The organism is Mycoplasma bradburyae (assembly GCF_024339025.1).
GTDB classification, from domain to species: domain Bacteria; phylum Bacillota_I; class Bacilli_A; order Mycoplasmatales; family Mycoplasmoidaceae; genus Mycoplasmoides; species Mycoplasmoides bradburyae.
Map to the genome: position 1 here is coordinate 717,494 of NZ_CP101415.1, position 25,214 is coordinate 742,707.

General features: G+C 28.0%; 15 protein-coding genes. 6 read left to right on the forward strand and 9 right to left on the reverse strand.

The window, feature by feature from the left end; genetic code table 4:
* The first annotated feature begins 63 nt into the window (after window positions 1–63).
* Entirely contained in the window at window positions 64–1,224 is a 1,161-nt protein-coding gene (locus NMG77_RS02830; RefSeq protein WP_255045701.1) for a lysylphosphatidylglycerol synthase transmembrane domain-containing protein, read from the forward strand.
* Between the two features lie 282 nt (window positions 1,225–1,506).
* Complete coding sequence (locus NMG77_RS02835; protein ID WP_255045702.1) at window positions 1,507–3,306, forward strand: hypothetical protein; 1,800 nt, start codon at window positions 1,507–1,509, stop codon at window positions 3,304–3,306.
* A gap of 136 nt (window positions 3,307–3,442) precedes the next feature.
* Here the strand turns inward: NMG77_RS02835 and NMG77_RS02840 are convergent, their stop codons facing one another.
* Complete coding sequence (locus tag NMG77_RS02840) at window positions 3,443–5,155, reverse strand: hypothetical protein (protein ID WP_255045704.1); 1,713 nt, start codon at window positions 5,153–5,155, stop codon at window positions 3,443–3,445.
* A gap of 250 nt (window positions 5,156–5,405) precedes the next feature.
* Here NMG77_RS02840 and NMG77_RS02845 point away from each other — a divergent pair, with 250 nt between their 5' ends.
* A complete protein-coding gene (locus NMG77_RS02845; RefSeq protein WP_255045705.1) occupies window positions 5,406–6,605 on the forward strand; it encodes a potassium channel family protein in 1,200 nt (399 codons plus the stop codon).
* Window positions 6,605–7,243, forward strand: a complete 639-nt coding sequence (locus tag NMG77_RS02850; protein WP_255045707.1) for an MscL family protein — start codon at window positions 6,605–6,607, stop codon at window positions 7,241–7,243. Before NMG77_RS02845 ends, NMG77_RS02850 begins: the two co-directional genes overlap by 1 nt.
* Before the next feature lie 1,009 nt (window positions 7,244–8,252).
* Here NMG77_RS02850 and NMG77_RS02855 read toward each other — a convergent pair.
* The 5 genes from NMG77_RS02855 to NMG77_RS02875 all read right to left on the reverse strand — a co-directional run bounded on the left by NMG77_RS02855 (window position 8,253) and on the right by NMG77_RS02875 (window position 13,775).
* Complete coding sequence (locus NMG77_RS02855) at window positions 8,253–9,983, reverse strand: hypothetical protein (RefSeq protein WP_255045708.1); 1,731 nt, start codon at window positions 9,981–9,983, stop codon at window positions 8,253–8,255.
* Between the two features lie 193 nt (window positions 9,984–10,176).
* Window positions 10,177–11,922, reverse strand: a complete 1,746-nt coding sequence (locus tag NMG77_RS02860) for an APC family permease (protein WP_255034458.1) — start codon at window positions 11,920–11,922, stop codon at window positions 10,177–10,179.
* Window positions 11,923–12,037: 115 nt separating this feature from the next.
* A complete protein-coding gene (locus NMG77_RS02865) occupies window positions 12,038–12,406 on the reverse strand; it encodes a PTS sugar transporter subunit IIA (RefSeq protein WP_255034459.1) in 369 nt (122 codons plus the stop codon).
* A gap of 108 nt (window positions 12,407–12,514) precedes the next feature.
* Window positions 12,515–13,303 (reverse strand): NAD(+) kinase, encoded by a 789-nt coding sequence (locus NMG77_RS02870; protein WP_255045709.1) that lies wholly within the window; start codon window positions 13,301–13,303, stop codon window positions 12,515–12,517.
* The gene (locus NMG77_RS02875) at window positions 13,296–13,775 is read right to left on the reverse strand and encodes a Spx/MgsR family RNA polymerase-binding regulatory protein (RefSeq protein ID WP_255034461.1); all 480 of its coding nucleotides are present in this window, start codon (window positions 13,773–13,775) and stop codon (window positions 13,296–13,298) included. Before NMG77_RS02875 ends, NMG77_RS02870 begins: the two co-directional genes overlap by 8 nt.
* Window positions 13,776–13,859: 84 nt before the next feature.
* On the opposite strand from NMG77_RS02875, the gene trpS reads away from it, so the two are divergent.
* Both trpS and NMG77_RS02885 read left to right on the forward strand, forming a co-directional pair.
* Window positions 13,860–14,906 carry a tryptophan--tRNA ligase gene (trpS, locus tag NMG77_RS02880; RefSeq protein ID WP_255045711.1) on the forward strand — a complete coding sequence of 349 codons (1,047 nt, stop codon included), beginning with the start codon at window positions 13,860–13,862 and terminating at the stop codon, window positions 14,904–14,906.
* Window positions 14,906–15,760, forward strand: a complete 855-nt coding sequence (locus tag NMG77_RS02885) for a Cof-type HAD-IIB family hydrolase (RefSeq protein ID WP_255045712.1) — start codon at window positions 14,906–14,908, stop codon at window positions 15,758–15,760. The genes trpS and NMG77_RS02885 overlap by 1 nt, the downstream gene beginning before the upstream one ends.
* A gap of 58 nt (window positions 15,761–15,818) precedes the next feature.
* On the opposite strand, the gene NMG77_RS02890 is transcribed toward NMG77_RS02885, so the two are convergent.
* The 3 genes from NMG77_RS02890 to NMG77_RS02900 are packed head-to-tail and all read right to left on the reverse strand — an operon-like array spanning window position 15,819 to window position 25,168.
* Window positions 15,819–16,685, reverse strand: a complete 867-nt coding sequence (locus NMG77_RS02890; RefSeq protein WP_255045714.1) for a Cof-type HAD-IIB family hydrolase — start codon at window positions 16,683–16,685, stop codon at window positions 15,819–15,821.
* Window positions 16,686–16,740: 55 nt separating this feature from the next.
* Window positions 16,741–17,739, reverse strand: coding sequence for an MSC_0882 family membrane protein (locus tag NMG77_RS02895; RefSeq protein WP_255045715.1), 999 nt, complete (start codon window positions 17,737–17,739; stop codon window positions 16,741–16,743).
* Window positions 17,740–17,770: 31 nt separating this feature from the next.
* The gene (locus tag NMG77_RS02900) at window positions 17,771–25,168 is read right to left on the reverse strand and encodes an EAGR box-containing protein (RefSeq protein WP_255045716.1); all 7,398 of its coding nucleotides are present in this window, start codon (window positions 25,166–25,168) and stop codon (window positions 17,771–17,773) included.
* Window positions 25,169–25,214: the final 46 nt, after the last annotated feature.

Below are 25,214 nucleotides of genomic sequence, written 5' to 3' on the forward strand. Positions count from 1 at the left end.
ACGATCTTATTGCATTTCTTATATATCAATATATATAATATGTAATACATAGAAGATCAATTAATGTTGAACGAAAATATTAACAAAAATAAGGTAAATATAAAAAGGATTGGTATTACAGCAGTTAGCTGTATTGTTTTATTAATCGCAATATTAACTGTTATCTTTCTAAAGAACACAAATTTTTCAAAGGTTTTTAGTATATTACAAAATCCGGTGAATCAAAGACAAAACTTGTTTATTATCTTAATATTCAGTTGCATGTGCTATGGATTTTTGTGACAATTTTTAACAGTGTATGTAATTGCTAGAAACTATAGTATTAAAGCTAAATGATATGAATGGTTAGTATACGCATTGGTAAGTACATTAATAAATAATGTTACTCCTTTTGCTAGCGGCGCTGAACCATACAAAGTGTATTGATTGGTTAAAAATAAAGTTAAGTTATCTGACGCAATAACAATTGTTGGTACTACAGCTATTTATTGATCATTTGTTCAGATTATTGTTACTTGACCAAGTTTTATTTATATATCAACTAAATATAATTTATTAGTTCAATCAGATAAAGGTTTGATAGCTTACTGATTTTCATTCTGCGGAATGATTGTTGATTTTTGCATTTTTTCAACTTTTGCAACTGCTGTCTTTAGTGTTAAATTTCACTTGTTCGTTTATAAATTAGTAAACAAAATTAGAAAGTTTTTAAAACTCAAAGAATTAAATGAAGATAAACGCATTCAATACATTAAACAAAAACATGCTTTTATTAAAGAATTTAAGCGTTATTGAATTGTTGTTTTTCAAATACTATTTACTGGTAGTTTAGTCATTTTTCAATATAGTTCAGTGTATTTTTCTTTATCGATATTAGATTCTAAATTAGCTAGTGCATATAAATTTATTGATGTATTTAATTTTAGTAATGTATCAGTAACAGCTAATAACTTTATACCTATCCCTGGAGGCGAGGGTACTATTCAATTTACACTAGAACTTTATTTCACATCATTAGTTAATAAATCGTTATTAAACCCTAATCTAATTGAATACTTTAATAGCGAATTGGTTCAATCTGATATTAATGACACCATTTTCTTGTGAAGATTTGGATTGTTTTATTTACCAACTATGATTGGCATTATTCCAGCTATATTTGAAATAAGCGTTTATTTCAAAACATTAGCTAAAGAAAAACAAGCAAAAATAATTAGTTCTTAACCGTAATAAATTTGTATATATTTTTATAAATATATTAAATTTACCGTATTTTTTGTAAATATCAAATTAAAGAGTGTGCTTGATAAAAACAAAATAAAACTGCTTATAGTGATAATTTTAAACTTATTTAATATTCGATTTATTAATCGTATTTCCAATATTATTTGCTATGTCTTATAACAGAAATAAGCAGATAACATTTATATAGGTTTTTAGGGTTATCAATAAGAACTTATTTTTAATTTGTTTAAAAACAATCAAAAATATATAATATTTTTGTTTATGAAGAAAAAAACTTATAAAAAAACCTTATTATCACTTATAAATTTACTTTTACCAATATCAAGCAGTTTATCCCTTTCATCTTGTAAAACTAGTCAAGAAGCAGTAGAAGAAGAGAAAAAAGAAGAAATTAAATTGTCTGACGATAAAAAAGAAAATAATGACTCTATTAGCCCTTCTACAGATAAAACAAATAAAACAGAACAGGATAGCAATAATAATGATTCAGTTAATGAAGGTGATAATACTAATCAAAATAGTTCAGAAAATTTAGATAAAAATAACGAAAATTCTAGTTCAAATAACGAAGAATCGTCTGAAGTAAATGATTCACAATCATCCGACAATAACCAACCAAAAGTATTTAAAAATATTCATCATAATGGTTTGAAATTTTCGACAAATTTGCATAATATAGATGATTTCAATAATATAAATAATGCGTTTTTACCTAGTCAAATAATCGATGAATTATCTAAAAATACAAATATCAAATTTGAAAATATTTCTTATGATGATACTTTAGGTAATTTTCAAGCGAATGTTACAAAAAATAATGACAACTTTCAATTAGCGATTACAGGCTTTAAAGCGTTAGCTCAATGTAGAGTTACTAGTATTTTTCAATTGAAAAATAATTATTATTACAAAAATAAGGTAACTCCTGAGATAGTTTCTAGATATGAAATGAATCAATTACTAGATGCTATTGATCCGTTTTATATTTCAAACGATGTTAATAACTCAAGTTTTTTACTTCAAGATTTATTTAAAGATAGTTCAAGATACACTATAAATAAATTTAAGTTAATCAACGAAAATAGGAGATATTACTTAGATTTAGAAATAACAGCTAAAGCATTTGTCTTAAACGAAAATCAAAAAACTGAAAAGCAAGTAACTTTATACAGAAGTAATAGAGGTTTTTCTAATAATTTTTCTTTAGATAGTTTCAATATTCAAGAACAACTGAATTATTTAATATCAACGGCAACTATTAAAAAAACCAATAATACTTCATTATACCCATCTTTTTATGCAGCTAAGTTTAATAAAGAATTATTTGAACCTAGTATTTTTGTGGCATTACCTGAAAACAACAATATGGCTGGAGAAAACTTTAATTTACCAATACGTATTAATCCAAAAAATATTGTTGCCGATGATATCAAGGGAACATTAAAATTTAGTATAGATTTAAGAGCAGAAAACGATCGTTATTCAGATATTTACGTTTCATCTATTAAAGAATTTACAATAGAAGGATTTAAGCAGCTTACCGGAAACAATTTAGATTCCCTAAATCATGATTTTGTAATAACTAATTTAGGAATCGAAAATAAAAGTTGAATTAGAAATGAAATTAAACGATTAAAAGACAAAAATATAGATAGCAAGAATTATGAAATTATTGTTGATGATAATCCTAGTTTAGATAGACTTATTGGAAACATAGTATTTTTAAACGGAAACTTTGATGATCGAAGAGAAAATAACTTTATACCTAATAACTACTTTGAAATTTGATTTAAAGGTCAAAAACTAGGAACTCAAGATCAAAAATATTCAAATCAATATAGCGCATTAATGACTGGAAGAAGTCACAATGATATCTTAATTTTTATAGAAAGACTAATTTTAAAAATCAATAGGATAACAAATATTAGATTAGATAACAATAAACTTAAAGCTGACTTTAACGCCACTTTAAGTCTGTACCTTTCTGGCGATAATATAGTTAATTTTAACTATAATTTACAAGATATAACTTGAGACTTAACTAAAAAGTCTAATTCTTAATTAGCATTATTGGTTATTTATTTTAATAACCAATAACAATTAATATTTTTAACAAATAAAAAGATTGAATTTGTTTATCAAAATTCAATCTTTTTTTATGCTTTTTTATGAAAATTTAATCTGTTATTAAGTGATTCTAACTATCAGGACTTTGAATATGAAGAATTGTTAATTTATTAGGTCAATAATATCCATAATAACCATTAGCCAGTTTATATGATATTCTTCCTAATAATAAATAGTTGGTAGCTTCTTTGTAATTAGAATTAATTGGTTCTGATTCATCTAATTCCAAATTCTTCATTCCGTTAGGATATTGACTAACAGGAGTTTTTGGATTATTAACTAAAACATTAACTCCTCTACCGTTATCCGAATTAGCTGAACCGTTTATATCTATATCTCACCCCCAGAATCAACTAGAAGCATTATCAACCATTTCACGTCTAGACTCATGGTAATTTGATAGATTGGCTCTAGTTCCAGCAAGCTCATCACTCGTTAATACTTTTCTATATATATTCTTTCTAGATAAAATTTTCTCTGCTCTAATCTTCGCTGTAAAAATATCTGTATTTATTTTTGTGCCATCAAATATATATCTTACCTTAAAGAATATCTTATCGTTATTATTAGGCGGAATATAAGGAATTTTAATAGCCTTAATCAAATAATCCTTATTGTTTTCTAATTGAACTTTAATTATATCTCTAACAGGATCATATGAATATGTAGATATAGCAGCATCATTATTTATGTCATTAATCGCATCAATATAAGCTTGATTATATAATTGCTTGTTTTTATCAAAATGAACACCTTCCAAATTCACTGATGATATAGAAATATCTATATCATCTGGGATTATATTTTGAGATATTATTGCTGGAACTTTAATTGCTAAATCTGGTTGAGATATCGATTTGATTGTTAAAGGTTTATCCGGTCTTGATGTTAAATAATAATAAATCGCTCCATGATCTTGATTACCAACTCTATAAAGTTTCTCTAAATTAGCTTGACCATCAATGTAAATATCATCAATTTTAAATTCTTGTTTTATTTCATTTAAAGCTGAAGCATTAGCATTTAAGAACGAGCCATAAAAACCATTTGTATATACAGTGTTTCCACTTTGAACGAGTTTAGTAGATGATAATGGTATGTAACCATCACTAGAAGATACATTACCAATAATTGTTACATTCGCATTATTAGATTTATTTAAAATTACCGGTTCATTAAGTACTCTTAATGTATTGAAGTTTGTATTACCAACATCTACAACTGTAACCTCTTGATTAGATCCATCCTTTAATTTAACTCTTTTAAGTAATTTAGAAGCTATCGCTGTTCCTAATGATTTAAAACCTGAAAATTGAATATCGTTAGAATTAATATCATTCTCACCTTGTTTAGAAAATGATACTTTTATGTCAATAGTCCCATTAACATTATTGCGATCTACAATATTGACTCTAACATCTCATCCTTGAGCTAACTCATTAGTTAAAGATAATGAAAAATTATCAGGAACTACTGCATCTGGTTTAGTGTTCACTCTATCTAATTCTTTTTTCGAATTAGCATCAACTACATTAAAAAAAGATTGATCAATTCTATTAACATAATCTCTTAATCGTTGATTAGGTGTAGAACTGTCTGAGTCAATGTTACCATCAGGATTAGAAGGAATAATTGGATTTAAATTAACTCCGTTTTCTTGTCTATCTTTATTAGACGGTGGATTGGTAATATTTATCGAACTATTGCAAGAAGAGATCAATAAGCTTGTTTGAACGGTAAATAAAAAACCGCTTATTATTTTTATTAACTTCTTGGTTTTCATATTTTCTTTTATATGCAATCTTTGATTTAATTAATACTTATTTGATTAATACGATTAATACTCAGATATACTAATTACAAAAAATTAATATCATCTATTAATATATTAATCTTATCAAAAATATCTAAATGCTAGTATTAATAATTAAAATTATTAAGCTAAAACTACAACTTTAATAAAAATTGATATTTTTATAATATATTTTATGGATTTGAAAATTAATAATTTTAAAATCGATCACTATAAATTAATGAAAATATTGTCAATCGTTTTTTGATCGCAATCAGAAATCGATGATAACCTAATAAAATATTCGAAGAGAATTAAGGTTTTAAGAGGTATTTACGCATTAATCATCGTATTTGCTTGTTTAGTTACTTTCGTAACATTAGTAATTAGCCCTCAAGCAAATAGTAAAGATGCTTTTGCGACTTTTGCTAAGGTATCTTTGATTATTACTTTTTTTGTTTTTATAGTGGATTGAATATCGCATGCTATTACATATAAATTTGTTATCAAACAAACTAAGATTTCTTATTTAAAGTCATTACTTAAATATATCTTTACTTTTAATAGTATTGTTATTATTTTATGTCTCCTATCGTCTGGTCAAGCAATTAAATTTTTTATTAATAACTTTGATGCTAATAACGAATTACTCTTTGCTACTTTTCAATCCCTTGGATTAGTAAGAGTAATTCGTCTGTTTATGGTTCTAAGTTTATTTAAACCATTCGGAGCGATCACTGGAGTTTTTGTTCATCAAAGAAAACTACTTACATCAGTGTTCTTTATTATTATTGTTTTAATTATTCTCTTTGCGATAATTATCTGATCTCAAGAGACAGTATACTTATTGCGGAACCATGCTATTTTTCTAGCTAATATAAGTAATAAGTATTCTAGCCATCCTGAATTTAATATATTTAACAAATTATCTACATTTACTGAAGGATCAGGTCAATATGAAGAAGCTATTAACAAAGTAACCGAAGAACAAGTAGTTGCTGCTATCAAATACTTAGATGAGACTGATCTAGCTAATTTTAATTCATTAGCCAACGGATACATCCAAAGCTTCCCTGAAGCTTTTTACTTCACAACAATCACCCTTACAACTGTAGGTTATGGCGATTTCTCACCACACGCTCCAATATCCAGAGTTATTGTTAGTTTTATTTCTTTATTAGCAATTGCTATAGTAGCAATTCCTTCAGGGATTATTGCTGGTTCTTTTTTATCAGAAATGGAAAAACGTTCCGAACAAAACCAAAAAGAAAAAAAGAAAAATAAAGATAAATATGATAAAAATATAGACGATTCATCTAAAGTTAATCTTAAGAAGAAAACTTTAGATGAATGCGAATTGATCCCTATTAATTTTGAAAATAATTCGTCTAAGAATAAGAAATCTTTAGATGAGTGTAAATTTATTGAAATGAAGTTATAATGATTCAGAAAGAAAAACACATCTCAAGAGCCAAGTCTGCTATAGCGAATGCCACTAAAGTAGTTAAGCGAGGAAACATTTTTATGCTAGCAATAGGTCTATTGCTAGGAACTAGCTTTAATGCTGTAATAGCTTCACTAGCTAATGATGTGATTATTGCAGCTATAGCTAAACTATATAATGTTAGTGACCTGCAAAAATGACAGGTTGATGGAATTTATATTGGCAAGTTTTTTGCTGCTATCATCAGTTTTGTAATCATCAACATAATTCTTGTATCTGTTTTGTTTATTGTCTACTATATTAATGAAATCGTTAAAGATTTCAAGAAACGCAAAGAGATTGCTAAAGGATTAGTAGAAGATAAAAAATCAAGCGAACCAACAAATGAAGAAAGAATCATCCAATTACTTGAATTTAACAACGCTTTGATACAACAACAAATCGAAGTATTTGCTAAAGCGCATGATATGAAAGTAGAAGTTTTATCAAGTAAATTTGGCAAATCTGTAATTCAAATCCCCTTTGAATTACAGACTCAAGAAGAAACTCAAAATCTACAAAAGCTACTAAGAAAAAACGCAGAAGCATCTGTAGATTCTAGTAATTGATCTGATAACGCCGATATGATTCAATAATTGATTATAGCTAATTTATATTTGAGTCAATTTTGTAAAAAATAAACTCTTAGTTTCACTATAAGAGTTTATTTTTTTGTTGTGGTTGAAATCCGTGTTTGATCTAATTGAGAAACTAAAAGATGAATGATTCTAAAATATTAAATTATAGAAATTGTTAGAATCATTAGATTTATCGTAAGTTATTTTAAGAAATATTAAATAATTAGTTACTTTATTTTGGTTTTAGATTCTTTAAAGTCTAATAATTGAATCAAGTTTGTTGTCAAGAAAAATCATTAAGAATTATTTTATTTATGTATTTATTTTCAAACATTTTGTTAAAAAGCTTATATAGACTTTTATTTATTAATTAAAATCGTTAAAAGATATCTATAGAGGTGTAAAAGTATTAATTTTACAAACCTCTCTCTCTTGAATCGAATTTATTCATAAGCTTATCAAAATTAGAAAACATCTAATATAGATATATTCTTCTTACAATATATCTAAATTAAGACAATTAATTGTTATTGTCTATCATATATATATATATATATGTGTGTGTGTGGTTATTAAAAGTATTATTATAACTGGTAGCAACAGTTTATTTTGGTTAAGACAATTTATTGTTTATACAAAAAATATAAAAATAAATACTGCGCTTTGCTAGATGAAGGTAGCCCGAATAACACTTATTATTCTTTAATTCCTTTACCATTTTATCAACTAAACAAAATGAATTAACATTAAAAGTGTCAACGTATACTTTTATTTCTTCTTTATTGTCTAAATTCTTAACATAACTAATTGCAACGCTAATATCCATTAACCTAATAATACTTAAAAATTAATTTATATAAAAATCTATAGTAAGTTAGTAAAACTTACTGTTTTAAATAAAATAATAAATTCAAATGATAACAAATAGTAGTTATAAAAAAATTTATTAACTTAACTTATCCATTAAAAACCAATCATATTCTTTTATAAAAAAGAAGTTTATTAAGGTTTTTTATAAAAATATTCACTAATCTTTCAATGTAAATTTGATATTTCCTAAATTAGGTGCATCTCTGTTTCTAGAATCACCTGAAACTATAATTTTATTTAATCCTTTGGTTAATTGCAAACTTGTCGACGTAGAACCATCACCATCGTTACTATCGAATGTTTTTAATTTATCTCAATTATTAAAAGAAGTTAAGTTGATAAACTTAGCATGATTTTGATTGTTTTCGAATCTGTCTTTTCAAAAATAAATTCCTCTCCTATCTCTGGTATTAATAATTCCGCTTATATTATATCTACCTGTTTTAGGTATGTTTACATAAAAAGTATAAAATTTAACATTGTTATTATCACCAGCTCCTGTCACATTTCCTAAATATCCAAGAACATATTGATCTGTTGAATCGCCCATATCATTAATTGGCGATGTACGTTTGGTAAAAAGTGTTTGATACATATTCACTTTTTTAGCAATACCATACCCTTTTACGAAATTAACAACAACCTCATTTTCATTTAAAGAATTTTTTTCTGTTCCAAATATTGCGTCATAAACTTTATTTCTATACTCTTCATCATTTGATAAAGTTATAAAGAAATTACCAATCATCGGGTTTTCTTTACTTTGAGGAACGCTAAATGAGATTTTGTTATTACCAAAATTTAATCCTGTTAGGTTGATTTCAGCAACTTTAATTTCATTAATTGTTGCATTAGATATTAATGAAGATATATCAGTTATTTGATTATCATTTAATTTATATTGCAACCCTAAATTGTTTATATTTTGATTTGATGAATAAGTTTTATAAGGAAATCATAATGTTGCATTACTACCACCATAATAATCAAAAATTAAATCATAAGAAGCATTACTAGAATTTTGAGCTCTTAAATCATAAATTCAGCTAACATCTGTGATTTTTGATAAATCATTATTGTTAACATTTTGTATTTTTCTTTTAGCGTATTTTCAATTATTATTAGCAATACTAGTGATATATGTAACTATTTCTTCATTGTTTGTATCATTTTTTATAAATGAACCATTAAAATTTTGGTTTTGAATAACAAATTTTTTAAATTCAGAATATTCGTCAATATTAGTTTTTTTAGAGTCTAAGTCCGATGTAATATTTGTTATTTTTAAATTAATATCATTAATTTTATCTTCGGTTAAATCATCTGCATCAACTGAATCATTTATAATTTTTTGAGCTTTTAAATAATATTTTTCCAGAACGTCTTTTATACCAAAATATTTATCTTCGTTTAATGAAGATAAAATTCTAATTCTATTACTTAGGTTATCCTTAAGATTTTTATAAACAAAAACTAAGTTTTGGTGTTGTTTGTCAAAATTATCTTTATCTTGTTCAGCTTTAGTTAATGCAAATTCTAAAATTTTTCTAGCATCATCTAATTCCTTAACTGATACGTTATTAGAGCTACTAGCTACTTCGGCTGCAGTATATGCTTTTTCTAATTCTGATCGAATTTTAGAATAATCAGCATAAGAATCAAGTATAGCTCGCTTATTGTTTAATACTAAGTCTAATTCTTTTTTAATTCCAATAATCAACGGATTGTTAGATTCATTAAAATCCATTTTAGAAGGGTTATATGATCCGTTTGAAGAATCTAAATACTCAATTCTTTTTACACTTCTACAGCTAACAGCAATTAATCCCAAGAAAGAATAAACAGTTAATAAACCGAATATTTTTAATAGATATTTAGTTTTTATCATTGTTTAAATAAACATAGTTTTTATGACAAAAAACATTAGAATTAGATCCTAATAAAGATTATCAATAAACTTATATATCAAATAAATTCATATTAACTTGTTATATCTTAATAATAATTAAATAGAAAAAAACAATAACATTATCTTAATGTTTTAATTTCTTAATTTAATTGTTATTTAGTTTTGCAAACCTTTAAATAAAGTTATTTTCACCAACTTCCATTAACGCTTCTTTTAATTCGTCATTTAATTTAATGATTTTTGAAGTTTCAATATAATCTAATAATTCTTCTTTAAAAGTGGTATTTTTAACTTTAGCTTTTATTCTTAGTTTTGCAATCTCACCTTTTTGAATTGAACCGTATTTTTTAATTAGTTTTCGATCTTCAATAATAACTGGAATAAACATAATTGCTAAATAAATAAATAGCACAACTACAGTCATTATTCTTGATATATATACTGATTTATATTCATCAGTTAATGGAATGTTATATAGTAAAAATAAATCAGCAAAAGGTTGGAAGAATGTTAATCCTACAGTTACTAACATCGTAACAATAGCACAGATTGAAGAAGGAATAAACAATTTAGATTTAATAACTTTTACTCTATTAGTTTTGCGATTAGATAAACCGCCAAACAATGTAATAACGATATACCCAAAAGCTATTACTGATGTTCAATTCCCCATTAAATCAGCAAAGCTATAAATTTTTCCAACTCCTGTTCCATAATCAGAATCAGAATAACCGCTATCAATATAACCTAATCCTCCAATCAAACTAGCGATAATAATAACCGGAACTGCTATAACTAAATTGTATTTTAGTCCTACTAATGCGTTTTTAGATGAAATTTTGTTAATTAATTTCATACTAAACGGTAATTCGCCTTGTTTAATTAAATCTTCTATAAAACGATTAGCTCATAAACTCAATCCGTTGATAATCCCTAAAATACCAACTCCAATAGTTACTTGAAACGCAACATATAATGGAACTAAATTATTCTTTTTAAAGAATGATTCAAATCCAAATGGTGAACCATCTTCTGAACCTAATGACATAGCAACAGCCATTAATAAATAAACTAAAGTAACAAAAGCTAATCCTATTAATAATGCTAATGGTGTTTTTTCTGGTTTTTTCATTTCAGATTGAATACCAGCAGCATAATAAAAACCATCATACGCAAAATAAATACCGCCTACAGCAATAAACATTCCAAACCCAGGAGATAAATTGTTAAAACTATATTTAGCAGCTAAATCAGTTGTGTCGTTTTTTTGAAAACCTGCCGAAATTTTATCGTTTATAGGTAGATAGTTATTTTTAGTAAAAATTACAAAACCAAGAATAATTGCAAAAGCTAGAGGTAAGAATTTAACCAATGAAATAATAATGTTTTGGACATTGCCAGCTCTTGAGCTAAGCCCAGTAACAATAATGAAATAACTAGATACACCAAGAGATGCTAACATCATAATAGCTCAGTCATTTTGAGTTCCTAGTCCATTATAACTATCATTAAGAGCTTTAATCCCATCTTGAATAGATGAAATAAAATAAAGTGGCATAAAAAAATATGTTAAAGGTACATAAATATACACCATAAAGTTTTTACAACTTTTATAAACATATCGATTGGTAAATGTTTGACATCATCCAATGATAGATAAATTATCATTTCTACCACTTGAAATTTCGATTAACGCTAATGCCATCGAAATCACAGAAAAAGCAGCAAATAGCCAACAAAATATTGCAAACACTAAAGAAAATTGTGAATTTTGCAAAACTGCTTGAGCTTTAAAAAAGATACCTGCACCAATTGATGATCCAATCGCAATCCCAATTCCTGAAAAAAATCCAATTTTTTTTGATTGCGGAGCATTTTTTAATCCATTATTTTGTTCGTTTGTATTTAAATTATTCATTGTCTGTTTTTAAATTTAATTGTTTTTGTAAAAAATGGCTTAATTATTTTAAATTAAGCCAGGTATATTTTTATATAAGAATCTTTTATTCTTATTTAAGGATTAGTTAAGAACTTTAATTCAACTTTATCTTAGCATTAATTTGCTCAGATAAACTGCTAGCATAATCACCACATACTAATGACAGATTAGTGTTAGCTCACATAATTCCTTTGAACTTTAACTTGTTCTTTAACTTATCCTGATCAACCTTGCTCTTATCTTCTACATTAATCTTTATCATGTTTAATGTAGATTCTGAACTCTTGATGTTTTCAATCTTTCCTAGAATTTCAATAAAGTCATTTAAACTAAAAGGTAACTTGTCTGACTTTATTAACTCATGATTAACCTTACTTGAAATCTTCTTAGCCCTCTTAGTAGCTACAAGCTTTAAAATTCCTAATGTAATAATGTTTAAAAAAATTCAAGTATGTCTGTTCATTATTTTTTTAATATAAGCAATTAGTAATTAATTAAACAATTAATTAATCTTTTAATCGTTTTGTGATTATAAAATTTTTAATTAGGTTTTTAAAAAAATTGTTATTTGCTAGCTTATAAATGTTTTTTGTAATCTTTGAATAAAACTCTTGAGATCATTAGCAAAAATAAATTCAGCTTTAGATTTGATAACATCAAACTCTATTAATGTAGAGCTTAAACCTTTTTTAATCACTGTACCATCAGCAATAATCCTTGGGCAAGCATCACCATCACAGTAGTTTTCTTTAATTTCAATTCTTATCTTGACATTAATTGGCAAAATAATAGGTGATTGAACTGTCATAAAACTAGAATGTAGTAACGGATTCATTTCTACGATTTGTAGTGCATTAATACCAGGAAATAAGATGGCACCATTAGCAGACTTATTAATTCCAGTAGAACCTGTTCTGGTCGAAATTAGTAATCCTGTCCCTCTGAATTTCTGATAGAATTCATTGTTTATGTAAATATCATAACCATAAGCAGTGGTTGAATTGATATTAAACTCATTTAAGGCATTATAGTATTCATTATCAATCCTTAACCTAATAAAATCTAGATTGGTGTATTCTAAATCATCAATACAATCAATAATGCTTTCAAAATTATTTTCGTTAAAAGTTGTATAAAATCCTAAAGTCCCACCATTGATTCCGATGATCTTTAATCCTTGCCTATCGTGTTTTATGGCATGTTTTATAAAAGTACCATCACCACCATTAATAAATAAGTAATCTGCTTGTTCAGGATCTTTTGTTTCTATTAATTTCTTATCTAATACTTTTTTAATTAATGGTTCTAGACTTGTTGCTTTATCAGCTAACGAAGAAATTAGGCAATATTTTTTATTCATCTTCTTTTTTTGTATTTAATGAACTTTGTTCATCAAATCAGTATTCATCTAAATAATAAGCCTTAACATCAGCAACATCTCTTAAGAATACCTTGATATCGGTTGAGTTATACCCAATCATTAATCGCTTAGGAATACCTGACTTATCATATTGAAGTATTATCGGACGCTTAAGAATAGATGGATGTTCATGAACTAAATCAATAAGTTGACTTATTGTTAATTCATCAATATTCACCTTATTGTTTTGTAAGTATTTAGATCGTGTCGAAATAATATCAAACACACCTTTTTCAGTTAATGATAAGATGTCTTTAAAATACTTTTCATCAATCGGATTCTTATAAAAATTTATTTCCTTATGGTTAATATTGTTTTCTTTAAAGAATCTTCTGACTCTAGTGCAGCCAATACATGAAGCTGTAATAAATAACACTATATTATCTTGTTGGTTGTTTGTAATATCTGACATAGTATAAAGAATTATCTTACTCGATCTTTTAATATATTTATATATTATATTTTTATAATATATCTTAATATTATAGTCACAATAATGAATAAGATAATCTCAGGAATTCAATCAACAGGTTCATTACATTTAGGAAACTACTTAGGTTCAATTTCGAAAAATCTAAGTTTACAAAATCAATATCAATTAAATTTGTTTGTTGCGAATTTGCACACAATTACCGTTGATTTTGATCGTTTTCAAGGAAGACAAAACATAATTGATCTAGTAAAAATATATTTAGCTAGCGGTCTTGATGTAAGTAAAAATAATATATTTTTACAATCAGATATTAACGAACATCCAGCACTAGGCCATGTTTTGTTGTGTCACACCACAATGGGTGAATTAGAAAGAATGACCCAATATAAAGATAAAAAACAAAAATTTGTTCAAAATAATCAAACAATTAAGATTCCCACAGGGTTATTAACTTATCCAACTTTAATGGCGGCCGATATTTTGTTATACAACGCAGATTATGTTTGTGTTGGTGATGATCAAAAGCAACATATCGAGCTTACTAGAAATATAGCGATAAGAATGAATAATAAGTATGGTGAATTGTTTAAGGTACCAGAACCAATTATCGCTAAAGTAGGAGCTAGAATTATGGATCTAGCTAATCCTAACAAAAAAATGTCTAAATCAGCTTTATCTAAAAAAGGGATTATTAATTTAGATGATTCTAAAGAAGATGTTTTTAATAAAATTAAATCAGCTAAAACCGATAATTTAAATACTGTTGGTTTTGATTATAAAACTCAACCAGAGATCTCAAACTTAGTTGGTATCTATTATGCATCAATTAATGATCATTTAAATAATGAATTGCGCACTAAGTTATTTAACAAATCAAGCGAAGTGTTAGTAGAGGATGTCATAAATCGCTATCACAATAAATCATATAAGGATTTTAAAGAAGAATTATTTGAAATCATCTGAAACATATTAGGAACTATTCAAACTAATATTAAAAATATTTCGGATGAAGATGTAAAAAAAGTATTAATGAAAGGTAAGGAAAATTTATTACCAATCGCGCAAGCAACTTTATTAAATGTTTATAAAAAACTAGGAATGGTGGTGTAATGATTAATAATAAGAAATTTTTAGTTATATCAGATTTAGATGGAACTCTTTTAAATAGTCAGGGGAAGTTGTCAAGAGAAACAATTATTGCAGTTAAAACTTTAAAAAAGCTTGGTCATTATTTCTGTATTGCTACAGGGAGACCATCAAGAGCGTCAATCGATATTTACAATGAATTAGGTTTGAATACGGTTATGGCTAATCTTAATGGTTCGTATATTTGACATCCAAATGATCGTTATTTTAAGGAAATTAATTTAAGTTTTTCTAAATCTTTAGTAACCAACTTATTAAATAAAACCTCGATTGTTAAATTAGTTGATAACATTATCGTGGAAAATAATGAAGGGACTTATATTATGAATAAACCTAATAGTCCTAAAGAATATGAAGAATTCTTGAAATGTTTCCATATTGATGGTATGGATAGTTGTTCTTTTGGTAAGGATAAGTTAGCTAACTTAAGACAAGATCCAAATACTATTTTGTTACAAATTAAAAACCCTAATAACATTGATGAAGTTATATTCCAATTAAAGGAATGTTTTAGCACTTTCGTTGTTAGAAGATGATCTTTACCAATTTCTGGTGATATTATAGAAGTTAATACTGTTTATGCTAACAAAGGTAATGCTTTAGATTATCTTAGTAGTTATTACGGGATTCCTAAAGAATTCATTTTCACTTTTGGTGATGGTGAGAATGATATTGAAATGTTACAAAAAGCTAGATTTGGTTATGCAATGAAGAACGGGATTTCAAGCGCTAAATTATTAGCTAGATACATTACAAAATTTAATAACGATAACAACGGTGTAGCTTATGAGCTATATCACAAAATCATTAAACGATAATTTAATCAAAAGTTAAAATTAATCAAAATAAAATCACGCTGAATTAATTCGCGTGATTTTATTTTTTCTTTTCATCAACAATAGCAATTGTTTTTTCAATGATTTCATTAAATTGATTATTACGCCTTGAACTTGCTATATATGTAGAAATTTGTTTTAGTTTTTTATTCGCTCTTTTCATTGCGAATTTATAGCTAGCTATCTTAAACATCGAATAATCGTTTAACGAATCACCGATAACCGCTGTTTGGTTTAAATCGATATTTTCTAACTTACATAAGCTTTTTAACGCATATGCTTTATTGATATTTTTAGCTGTTATTTCAATAAATGTTGAATATATGTTAGCAATCTCTAAATCTTCTGGATAATTTTCAGCAATGTGTTCGTTAAATCTTTTTAGTTTTCTTTTAGAAAAACTTATTAAATTAATCTTATGATATTCAGATTCAACAAAATCATTTGATACAAAGCTGTGTTTTTTATTAAGTAGTGAAAATAATCTACCAAAAAAAGTGTTTGACACTACAACATTTTTATCATTTTTACTATTAGCTAAATAACCTTGAAATAAAATTTTATTCTTTAAACAGTAATCAAAAATAATCTTAGCTTTAATCGGATCAATATTATTCTCATCAAGTTTCTGATATTGGTTATTAGCATTTATTTTATAAAGCATTGAACCATTAGAAGAACAAAGATAATCAATTTTTACACCAGCATCTTCTAATTCTTTAACAACTCTTTTAGCACTTAGCGAAGAACGACCAGTAATTATAGCTATAACAATATCAGGAATTTTTTCTCTTAATTTAAGTAAAGCATTAATTACTTTTTTGGTAACCTTCTTTTTTACCGATAATAAAGTACCATCAAGATCAATTCCAATTAATTTAAGTTGATTATTTTCTAAATAAGACATTATATATTCGTTTTGATTGTTTATTTAGTTAATCTAAATATTTAGATAACAAAATTTATCCAATTGAGACAACTTTCTTTTTATTTAAAATACCCAATGAACCTGAAATAATTTTTTTTGCTAAAAGCATTATTAAACCTAATACTATTAGATATACCAAAAATATTTTAAAATTACGTTTATTAGCAGATTCAATCGCTTTTTGAATATCTTGTTCTTCGATTGGCATTTTGCCATAATAATTTTCAATCGATCTAGCTCTAACTGAACTATTAATTATTAAGTAAATTTGTAACACTAAAGTAGTAATACCAATTGAACCATTAACAATAATTGAATAAAGTGGTCAACTATCCAAGTTAGCTTGAGGTTTTAAAACATATAAATAACCAAACGCTTTAGCCTCTTTTATCTGTTCTTGAGTAAAACTATCTGTATTGTTAGCGATCGTAATTAAATTAACAGCAAAAGCAGTTACTAAAGTGACTACAATAGCTATTATCACAGTTATATAAATACCAGCTGACAATCAATTAACATTAATCGGCAAGATTCTTAAGCTTTTATAAGCTCTTTTAATATTAACAGCAATTTGGTTTTTATTAAAAATATGTTCGTGTTTTAATCCGGATTTAATATTAGCGTAATTACTTATTGTTCGATAACCAATAAATATCGCAAGAATTGCAAACGGAATAAGCGACCACAAGATATGTCAAGATTTACTATTAAAGTAAATGTATAAACACAATAGCGTTAGCCCTGATCCAAAAAACAATAATACCAAAATCCCGAAGATTAATTCAATTGAATTAAAAAATATTTCTTTTTTATAAAACTTTGGTATTTTTCTATCTTGTGGTCTTTCTAAAGATAATTGTGCTTGATCTTGATAATTAGATAATTCTAGTGAAGCTGAATTGTAATGATTATTATAAAAATTATTAGCCTGTCGATCTAATTGAATTGCTTGAGGTACAGCTAAACCATCACCATATTTATTATGGTTTGAAGGAACACCTAAATCCAGTGTTTTTGTTTCATTATTGTCCATTTAGTTACCTCATTACCTAACTATTATTTTATTAATAATCAGTATCAAAATCAATATCAAACATATTAGTAAAGTCTAGATCATTCATAGAATTACCACTTTCAAGAGCAGGTAATCTTAATCTATCCATACCATAGATAGCATCGATATCATCGAATCCGCTTGTTATTTCAAAATCATTAATTTTGAAATTCTCATCTAAATATGTATTGCGGTTTGAATAAATTAAATCGTTAGAACTGAAGATATCATTATCAATACTTTCTAAATCATTAAAGAATTCTCTTGGTTGGTGATCGATGAAGTATTCATAATTATTATTATCAATTAATGAATCAAAGCGTTTGAAACTACCGTAGTTATTTCCATAACTGAATGGATTTTGTTGTAATTGAGTTTTGTACAACTGTTCATAGTTTCGTTTGACATCTTGTCTAGGAGCAAATCTAGAATTATCAAAAGCCATTCTTGGTCGAGGTTGTGGTTGAATAAACGGTTTTCTTTCTTGTTTATTGTTAATTAAATCGTTAATTCTCTTGTAATCAGATTTAATTTTTCTGATTTGTTGAGCGTAAATTGACTTAAGATCGCTAATCTTCTTATTGTAGAAGCTGATAGCTCTAGATTTGTTAGCGTGTTCTGTTCGTAATTGTTGGATTTGTTCTTGAGCAAAACGATAATCATTTTTATTAACAGCGCCAGATCTTAAATCATTTTGAATCTTATTAATTTGAGCAATGATTAATGGTAGATCTTTTTGTAATAAACTGATTTCATTTTTCAGTGTAGATAAGATATAGTTGTAATTCTTAGTCGCTTCTCTTTCAGAGTTTTTAAGAATCATCTTAACTTCATTAACGCTTTGTTTAATCTTAGCTTGGTATTCCTCTGATTTGAATACATTGCTAGTTGTTAATTGAACGTCTTCGTAATTAATGATTCGATCTAGTAATTCGTATAGATCATAGTTATTTTCATTAATTAATGATAACGAATTATCAAATTCAAATTCGTTTGTTTGATTAATGAAATCAGATGCAAGTTGTTGTTTTCTTGTAATTTTAGGAGCTGAAGGATAAATTTCTTCACTAATTTCAGAAGTTACAGCTAATTGGTTAGCTTTAACTTCGTCACGAATTTCGTCCATTTCAGAACGTAATTCATCTTTAATATTGTTAAACGATTCAATTTGACGTTTTGATAATTCTTCAAATTTAGCAAAGTATTGTTTGAATAACTCTTCAGAACGTTTTTCTAAGAATTGTTTCAATTCTGCAATATCCTTCTTATATACTTCGTTAGGTACAGCGATTTGATTAGTTATATTTTCTTGTTGTTGAGTTTGTTGGCTGTCACTCACAACAATTGGTTGAGATTCTTCTTCTAACTCAACAACGACATTTGTAAATGAATCATCTGCATGATTAATTAATTGATCAAGCTCATCTTGTTCATCTAATTGAATGTAGTTATCATTATCTTCTGTTTTAATAATGATATCTTCAACTTTTTTGTTATCAGAAGAACTGAATGAGTGAATCTTAGTAATTGGTTGATCGTCTTCTTCAGCTAAAGCACTAACTTCATCTAAGATAACATCAATTGGATCTATATTTGGTTGTAATTGAACTTTAAGTTCTTCTCTAGTTGATATATTAATATCATCTTGTTCAATTGGATCTAAAGCAGTTACTAAATCATCATTAACTGCTAATTCTTCAACTTTTTGTTCAGATTGAACATTACTAAAGTCTTGTTTAGCAAAATTAAATCCGTAATTATCAAGCGCTTTTTCAGAATCAAAGTTTGGTTTGTAATTATTCAATAATGATCTTTCGGTTTCTTGAACTTTTTCGATTTGATCATCTTCAATCGGAGCAATTACATCGATTGAATCAACTTCTTCGAATTCTTCATAGTTATTTTGTTCTTGAACTTGAGCAACTTCTTTAACTACAGGAAGTTCAAAACCAACACTTTCAAATGATTTAGAGTCTTCAAATGTAGGTTTGTAACTATCTAAAGCAGAACGTTTTTCAGATGATAATTCATCTTGTTCAATAGGAGTAATTACATCGATCAGTTCAACTTCTTGAACTTCATTTTCTTCAGGTTGTTTAGATGCAGGTAATGCAAAACCAACACTTTCAAATGATTTTTGATCATCAAATTTAGGCACATAAAATTCTAGAGATGAACGTTCGTGTTGTTCTTGTACCTGTTCAATAGGCTGAAGTGCGTTAACTTGTTCAATAACTTCAACTTCTTTTTCGATAGATTCTACTTGAACTTCAGTTATAAGTTTAATTTCATCTTTAGCTGGAATGATCGCTAAACTTGTATTTGGATTAACTGGTTTAGCTTCGTGAGCTTCTAGAAGTAAAACTTGTGGATCTTGTTTTAAGAATTCACTTAAATTACTTACTCTAGTTTCTTCTAACAATGGAACAACTTCATTTATTTTTAATTCTTCTAAATAACTTAAGTTCTTCTTATCAAATTGTTCTTCTTTTTTCTCGAATCCAGAGAATACATAAACATTACTCTTCTTAGAAGTTGAAGCTTTATCTAAATTAATTACATCTAAATCATTGATGTAGCTAAAGTTATCAAATTCTTCTTTTTCTTCTCTAGCTTTGATCTTATTAAATTCTTCACGAAGACTATTGATATCAATTTTTTCAGTTTGATAAACAGTTAATAGATTTTCAGCTTCTTTAGCAGGGTTTAATAGTTGAATTGGTTCTTGAATAAAGTTTTCAATAACAAAAGTTTCTTTTGCTTTAACTTCTTTAGATTCTTCTTTTTGATCGTTAGATTCAATTAATTTTAATTCAGTTTTAGCTTCTTTTTCAGCTTGAGCTTTTTCAAGTTCAGCTTGTTGATTCATTTCTTCGATTAGTTCATCAACTTTCGAAATCTTGTCTTGTTTATCAGATACGAAGTTGCCTTCATCATCGAAGTAGCCATTTCAAATTCATACACCTTTGTCAGTGTAGTATCCGTAATTTTCATCACCAATGAATTTATTGAAGAATGTTTCAGTTTCTTTTTCAGCTTGAGCTTTTTCAAGTTCAGCTTGTTGATTCATTTCTTCGATTAGTTCATCAACTTTCGAAATCTTGTCTTGTTTATCAGATACGAAGTTGCCTTCATCATCGAAATAGCCATTTCAAATTCATACACCTTTTTCAGTGTAGTATCCGTAATTTTCATCACCAATGAATTTATTAAAGAATGTTTCAGTTTCTTTTTCAACTTGAGCTTTTTCAAGTTCAGCTTGTTGATTCATTTCTTCGATTAGTTCATCAACTTTCGAAATCTTGTCTTGTTTATCAGATACGAAGTTGCCTTCATCATCGAAGTAACCATTTCAAATTCATACACCTTTGTCAGTGTAGTATCCGTAATTTTCATCACCAATGAATTTGTTAAAGAATGGTTCAGCTTCAGCTTGCGCTTTTTCAAGTTCAGCTTGTTGATTCATTTCTTCAATTAATTCATCAACTTTAGAAATCTTGTCTTGTTTATCAGATACGAAGTTACCTTCTTCGTCAAAGTAACCATTTCAGATTCATACACCTTTATCAGTGTAGTATCCGTAGTTTTCATCACCGATGAATTTGTTAAAGAATGGTTCATCATCAACTAAAGTAATTTCATCATCTTTATTGATTGCTTTAGTTTCAGATTCAATAATTGCTTGTTGAATTTGTTCAGGTGAAATATTTAATTCTTCAACTAATTCTTGTTGTTCTTCAACAACTTCGAATTCAATCTTATCAGAATCTAATTCTGTAGTTTCAAATACTTCAACAACTGCTTCTGGTTGAACAATAATTTCATCAGCCGTAATTAAACTATCGTCAATAATTTGTTCAACTGGTTTAGCTTCTTCATGTACTACACTTACATAAAGACTTGGAATAATTTCTGGTTGATTTTTAGGTAATTCAACAGTAATAACTTCAGCAGGTTTTTCTTCTTGTTTTGGTTTTAAGATATTGTTAATATCAAAATCAGAAGTTTCATTAACTACTGGGTTGATTTGAATTGCTTTTTCTTTAACTGAAACAGATTCATCAACATTAATGTTAATAGCGCTTGATTCATCTGCATAAGTTTGTTTATCTAATGATAATTTAGGTTGTTCTAGCACAACTGGTTGTTCAATTACTTGTAGATCAAGTTTTTGTTCAACTCGTTGAACAAATTCATTTTGTGCTTCTGGTTTTTTAGCAAACAAATCAAATTTAGAAGATCCAGATAGAGCTTCTTGAGATAAATTGATTCTGATTTGTTCATCAGTAGATTCTAATGATGAGATATCAACATTAACTTTAAGATCATCACTGATGTGTGTAATCTTGTCATATCCAAGTAATGCTGGTGCTGGTTGAACTAATGCTAAAGCAGTTTGAGCTTGTGGTGTGTCAAATTTAACATCAGCAATTACAGTTGGTTGTAATAACTTGATTTCGTCAAATTGGATTGGTTGAATTGGTTTAGGTTGATTAAAGATAGCTTGAGTAGCTTCTGGAACAAAGTTGTTCGCATCAACACTAATTAGATCGCTAGCAGCTTGATCTTCAACAACTACTGGGTTGATAATTGCTAAGGCAGTAGATTCACTTCGCTTAGAATAATCAACAGCAGGTTGTTCAACTTGAACTTTAACATCAATTAATTCGTTTTGAATTAATGGTTCAGCTGTGCTGATTTGGATTGGTGTATTAAATGCTGGTAAAGCAAGTTTTTCTTGTTCAAAAACTGGTTGAATCTTAGGTTGTTCAACTTGAACTGGTACTTGAGCTGAATTTAATAATCCAGCGATTTCAACTTTGTTAAAGTCTAATAGATCTGAATTAACTTCTTGAACGATGTTTTCAGATAAAATGTCAGCTTCACTAACAACTAATGAAGTTTGAGGAATTTGATCTGATAAATCAGATGGTTTGAATTCAAATGCAGGAGTTTGAGGTTTAACTTCTTCAACAGCTACATTAGTAACAACTTGTTGTTGAACTTCTTCAACTACAACTGGTTTGTTTTCATCGGTTGAAACTGGTTGAGTTTCTTGAGATGCAACTGGTTGAGTTTCTTGAGATACAACTGGTTGAGTTTGTTGTTCTGTTTGAACAACTTCTTCAGTTGAAACTTGTTTGATTTCATCAGTAGCAACTGCTTCAGATGGTTGTTTATCAGCAACAACTTCTGCTTGTTCAGCAGCTGGTTTTCCAGATTTATAAACTAGATTACCATCGAAGTCATAGAAGTTTCCATAGCTATCAAATTGACCAGTTCAGATTCATTCTGAAGCTTCATCATAATAACCAAAGTCAATGTTACCAATGAATTGTTCGATGTTAGTTTGAACAACTTGTTCAGATTGTTGATCAACGATAGCAATTTGATCATCTGCAACTGCTGGTTGTTTTTCTTCAGTTGTAGCAGGAACTTCTGATTGAGTTGATTCTTCTTCTGGTTGAGTTGGTTCGTCAACTTTAACGATTTCATCACTACCAGCTTGTTCTTCAGCTGTAGTAACAACTTCTTGAGCAGGTTGTTCTTCAGTTGTAGTAACAGCTTCTTCAGCTTGTTCTTCAACTACTTCTCGAGAACTATCTTGTTCTTGTTCAGCTAATTGTTCAGCTAATTCTTCACTTTCAATTAGAGCTTCTAGTTCTTGGATATCTTCTTCAGAGTGTTCTTGTTCTTCACCTGGAGGAGGTAGTAGATCTAAGAATCCTTCTTGAGGGATGAACACGTTATTTTCATCGAAGTAACCAGTTCATACTCATTCATTATTCTCATCGTAGAATCCATATCCTTCAACACCAACATAATCTTCTCAGTTAAGTGCTTTTTCAACTAGAGCTGGCTCTTCTTCAACAACATCATCGTCAGCAGCTTGGTCATCGAAGTGTTCTTCAACTGGAACTAGCGCGTTTTCATCGTATGATTGATCAGCTTCTGCTAGAGCCTTTTCGAATGCGTCAGAATCAGCTTGAACAGCTTCAACTTGTTCTTCTTTGTATTCTTCACTAGCTTCTTCTTCAACTACTTCATCAGCAGCTTCCTGATCAGCTTGCGCTTCAACTTCTTCAGGTTGTTCTTCAACTGCTTCTTCAACCGCTTCTTCAACTTGTTCTTCAGCTTCAGCTTGAACCGCTTCTTCTTCAGCAGGTTGTTCAACAGCTTCTTCAACTGCTTCTTCTTGGTATTCTTCTTGAGCTACTTCTTGATCAGCTTGCTCTTGAGCTTCTTCTGCGTATTCTTCTGGTGCAGCTTGTACTTCTTCAGCTACATCTTCAGAGTATTCATTTGGTATGAATTGATTATTTTCATCAAAGTAACCAGCTCATACTCATTCGTTGTTTTCATCGTATCAACCATACCCTTCAACACCAATGAATTGTTCTCAGTATTCACCAGAATCTTCTTCAGCTTGTTCTTCAACAGCTTCTTCTTGGTATTCTTCTTCTGGCGCAGCTTCAACTGCTTCTTCAGCTGGTTGTTCTTCTTCGTATTCATAAGGAACGAATTCGCTGTTATCATCAAAGTAACCAGCTCAAACTCATTCGTTGTTTTCATCGTATCAACCATACCCTTCAACGCCAATGTAATCTTCTCAATTAACTTCAGCAGATCCAGCTTGTTTTTCAGCTTGTTCTTCAACTGCTTCTTCTTGGTATTCTTCCTCAGCCACTTCAACTGCTTCTTCAGCAGCTTCTTCTTGATACTCTTCTTGCGCAGCTTCAACAGTTTCTTCTTGCGCAGCTTCTTCTTCAACTGATTCTTCTTGGTATTCTTCTTCTGGTGCAGTTTGTAGTTCTTCCGGTTGTTCTTCTTCAACAACTTCTTCTTCTGCTACTTCATCAGCTTGTGGCTCTTCAACTGATTCTTCTTGTTCTGCTTGTACTTCTGGCTCTTCTTCTACAGCTTCTTCAGCTTGTTCTGGTATGAACTCATTGTTATCATCGAAATAACCTGATCAAACTCATTCGTTATTTTCATCATAATAACCATATCCTTCGACACCAATAAATTGTTCTCAGTATTCACCAGAACTTTCTTCTTCAGCACCTTCTTCTTGCTCTACATAATAATTAGCAAAGAAATCAAAAGGATTACCTTCTGCATCATATAAAGATGAAGCATCTAATTCATACTGCTCATAAGGTTCGATAAATATTTCATTTTCAGCATCGTATGAAATGTAGTAAGCATTATTATCTGCATCAAATGCTACTTGAATCGAACCGTCTTCTGGTAATTGACCACTTTCGTATGCTAACGCTGCTGGTACAACGTCATCAGCACCATCATAAAGGTTACCAAATATCGCCTCTGAATCTTCGTCGTTTATTTCGTCATTAACTTCTTGATCCTCGAAAAGATCATTTTTCTTTTTAGTCTTTTTGGCCACAATTAATTCCTAATAGTTTTGAAATAAGCAAAACATTTTATATTAT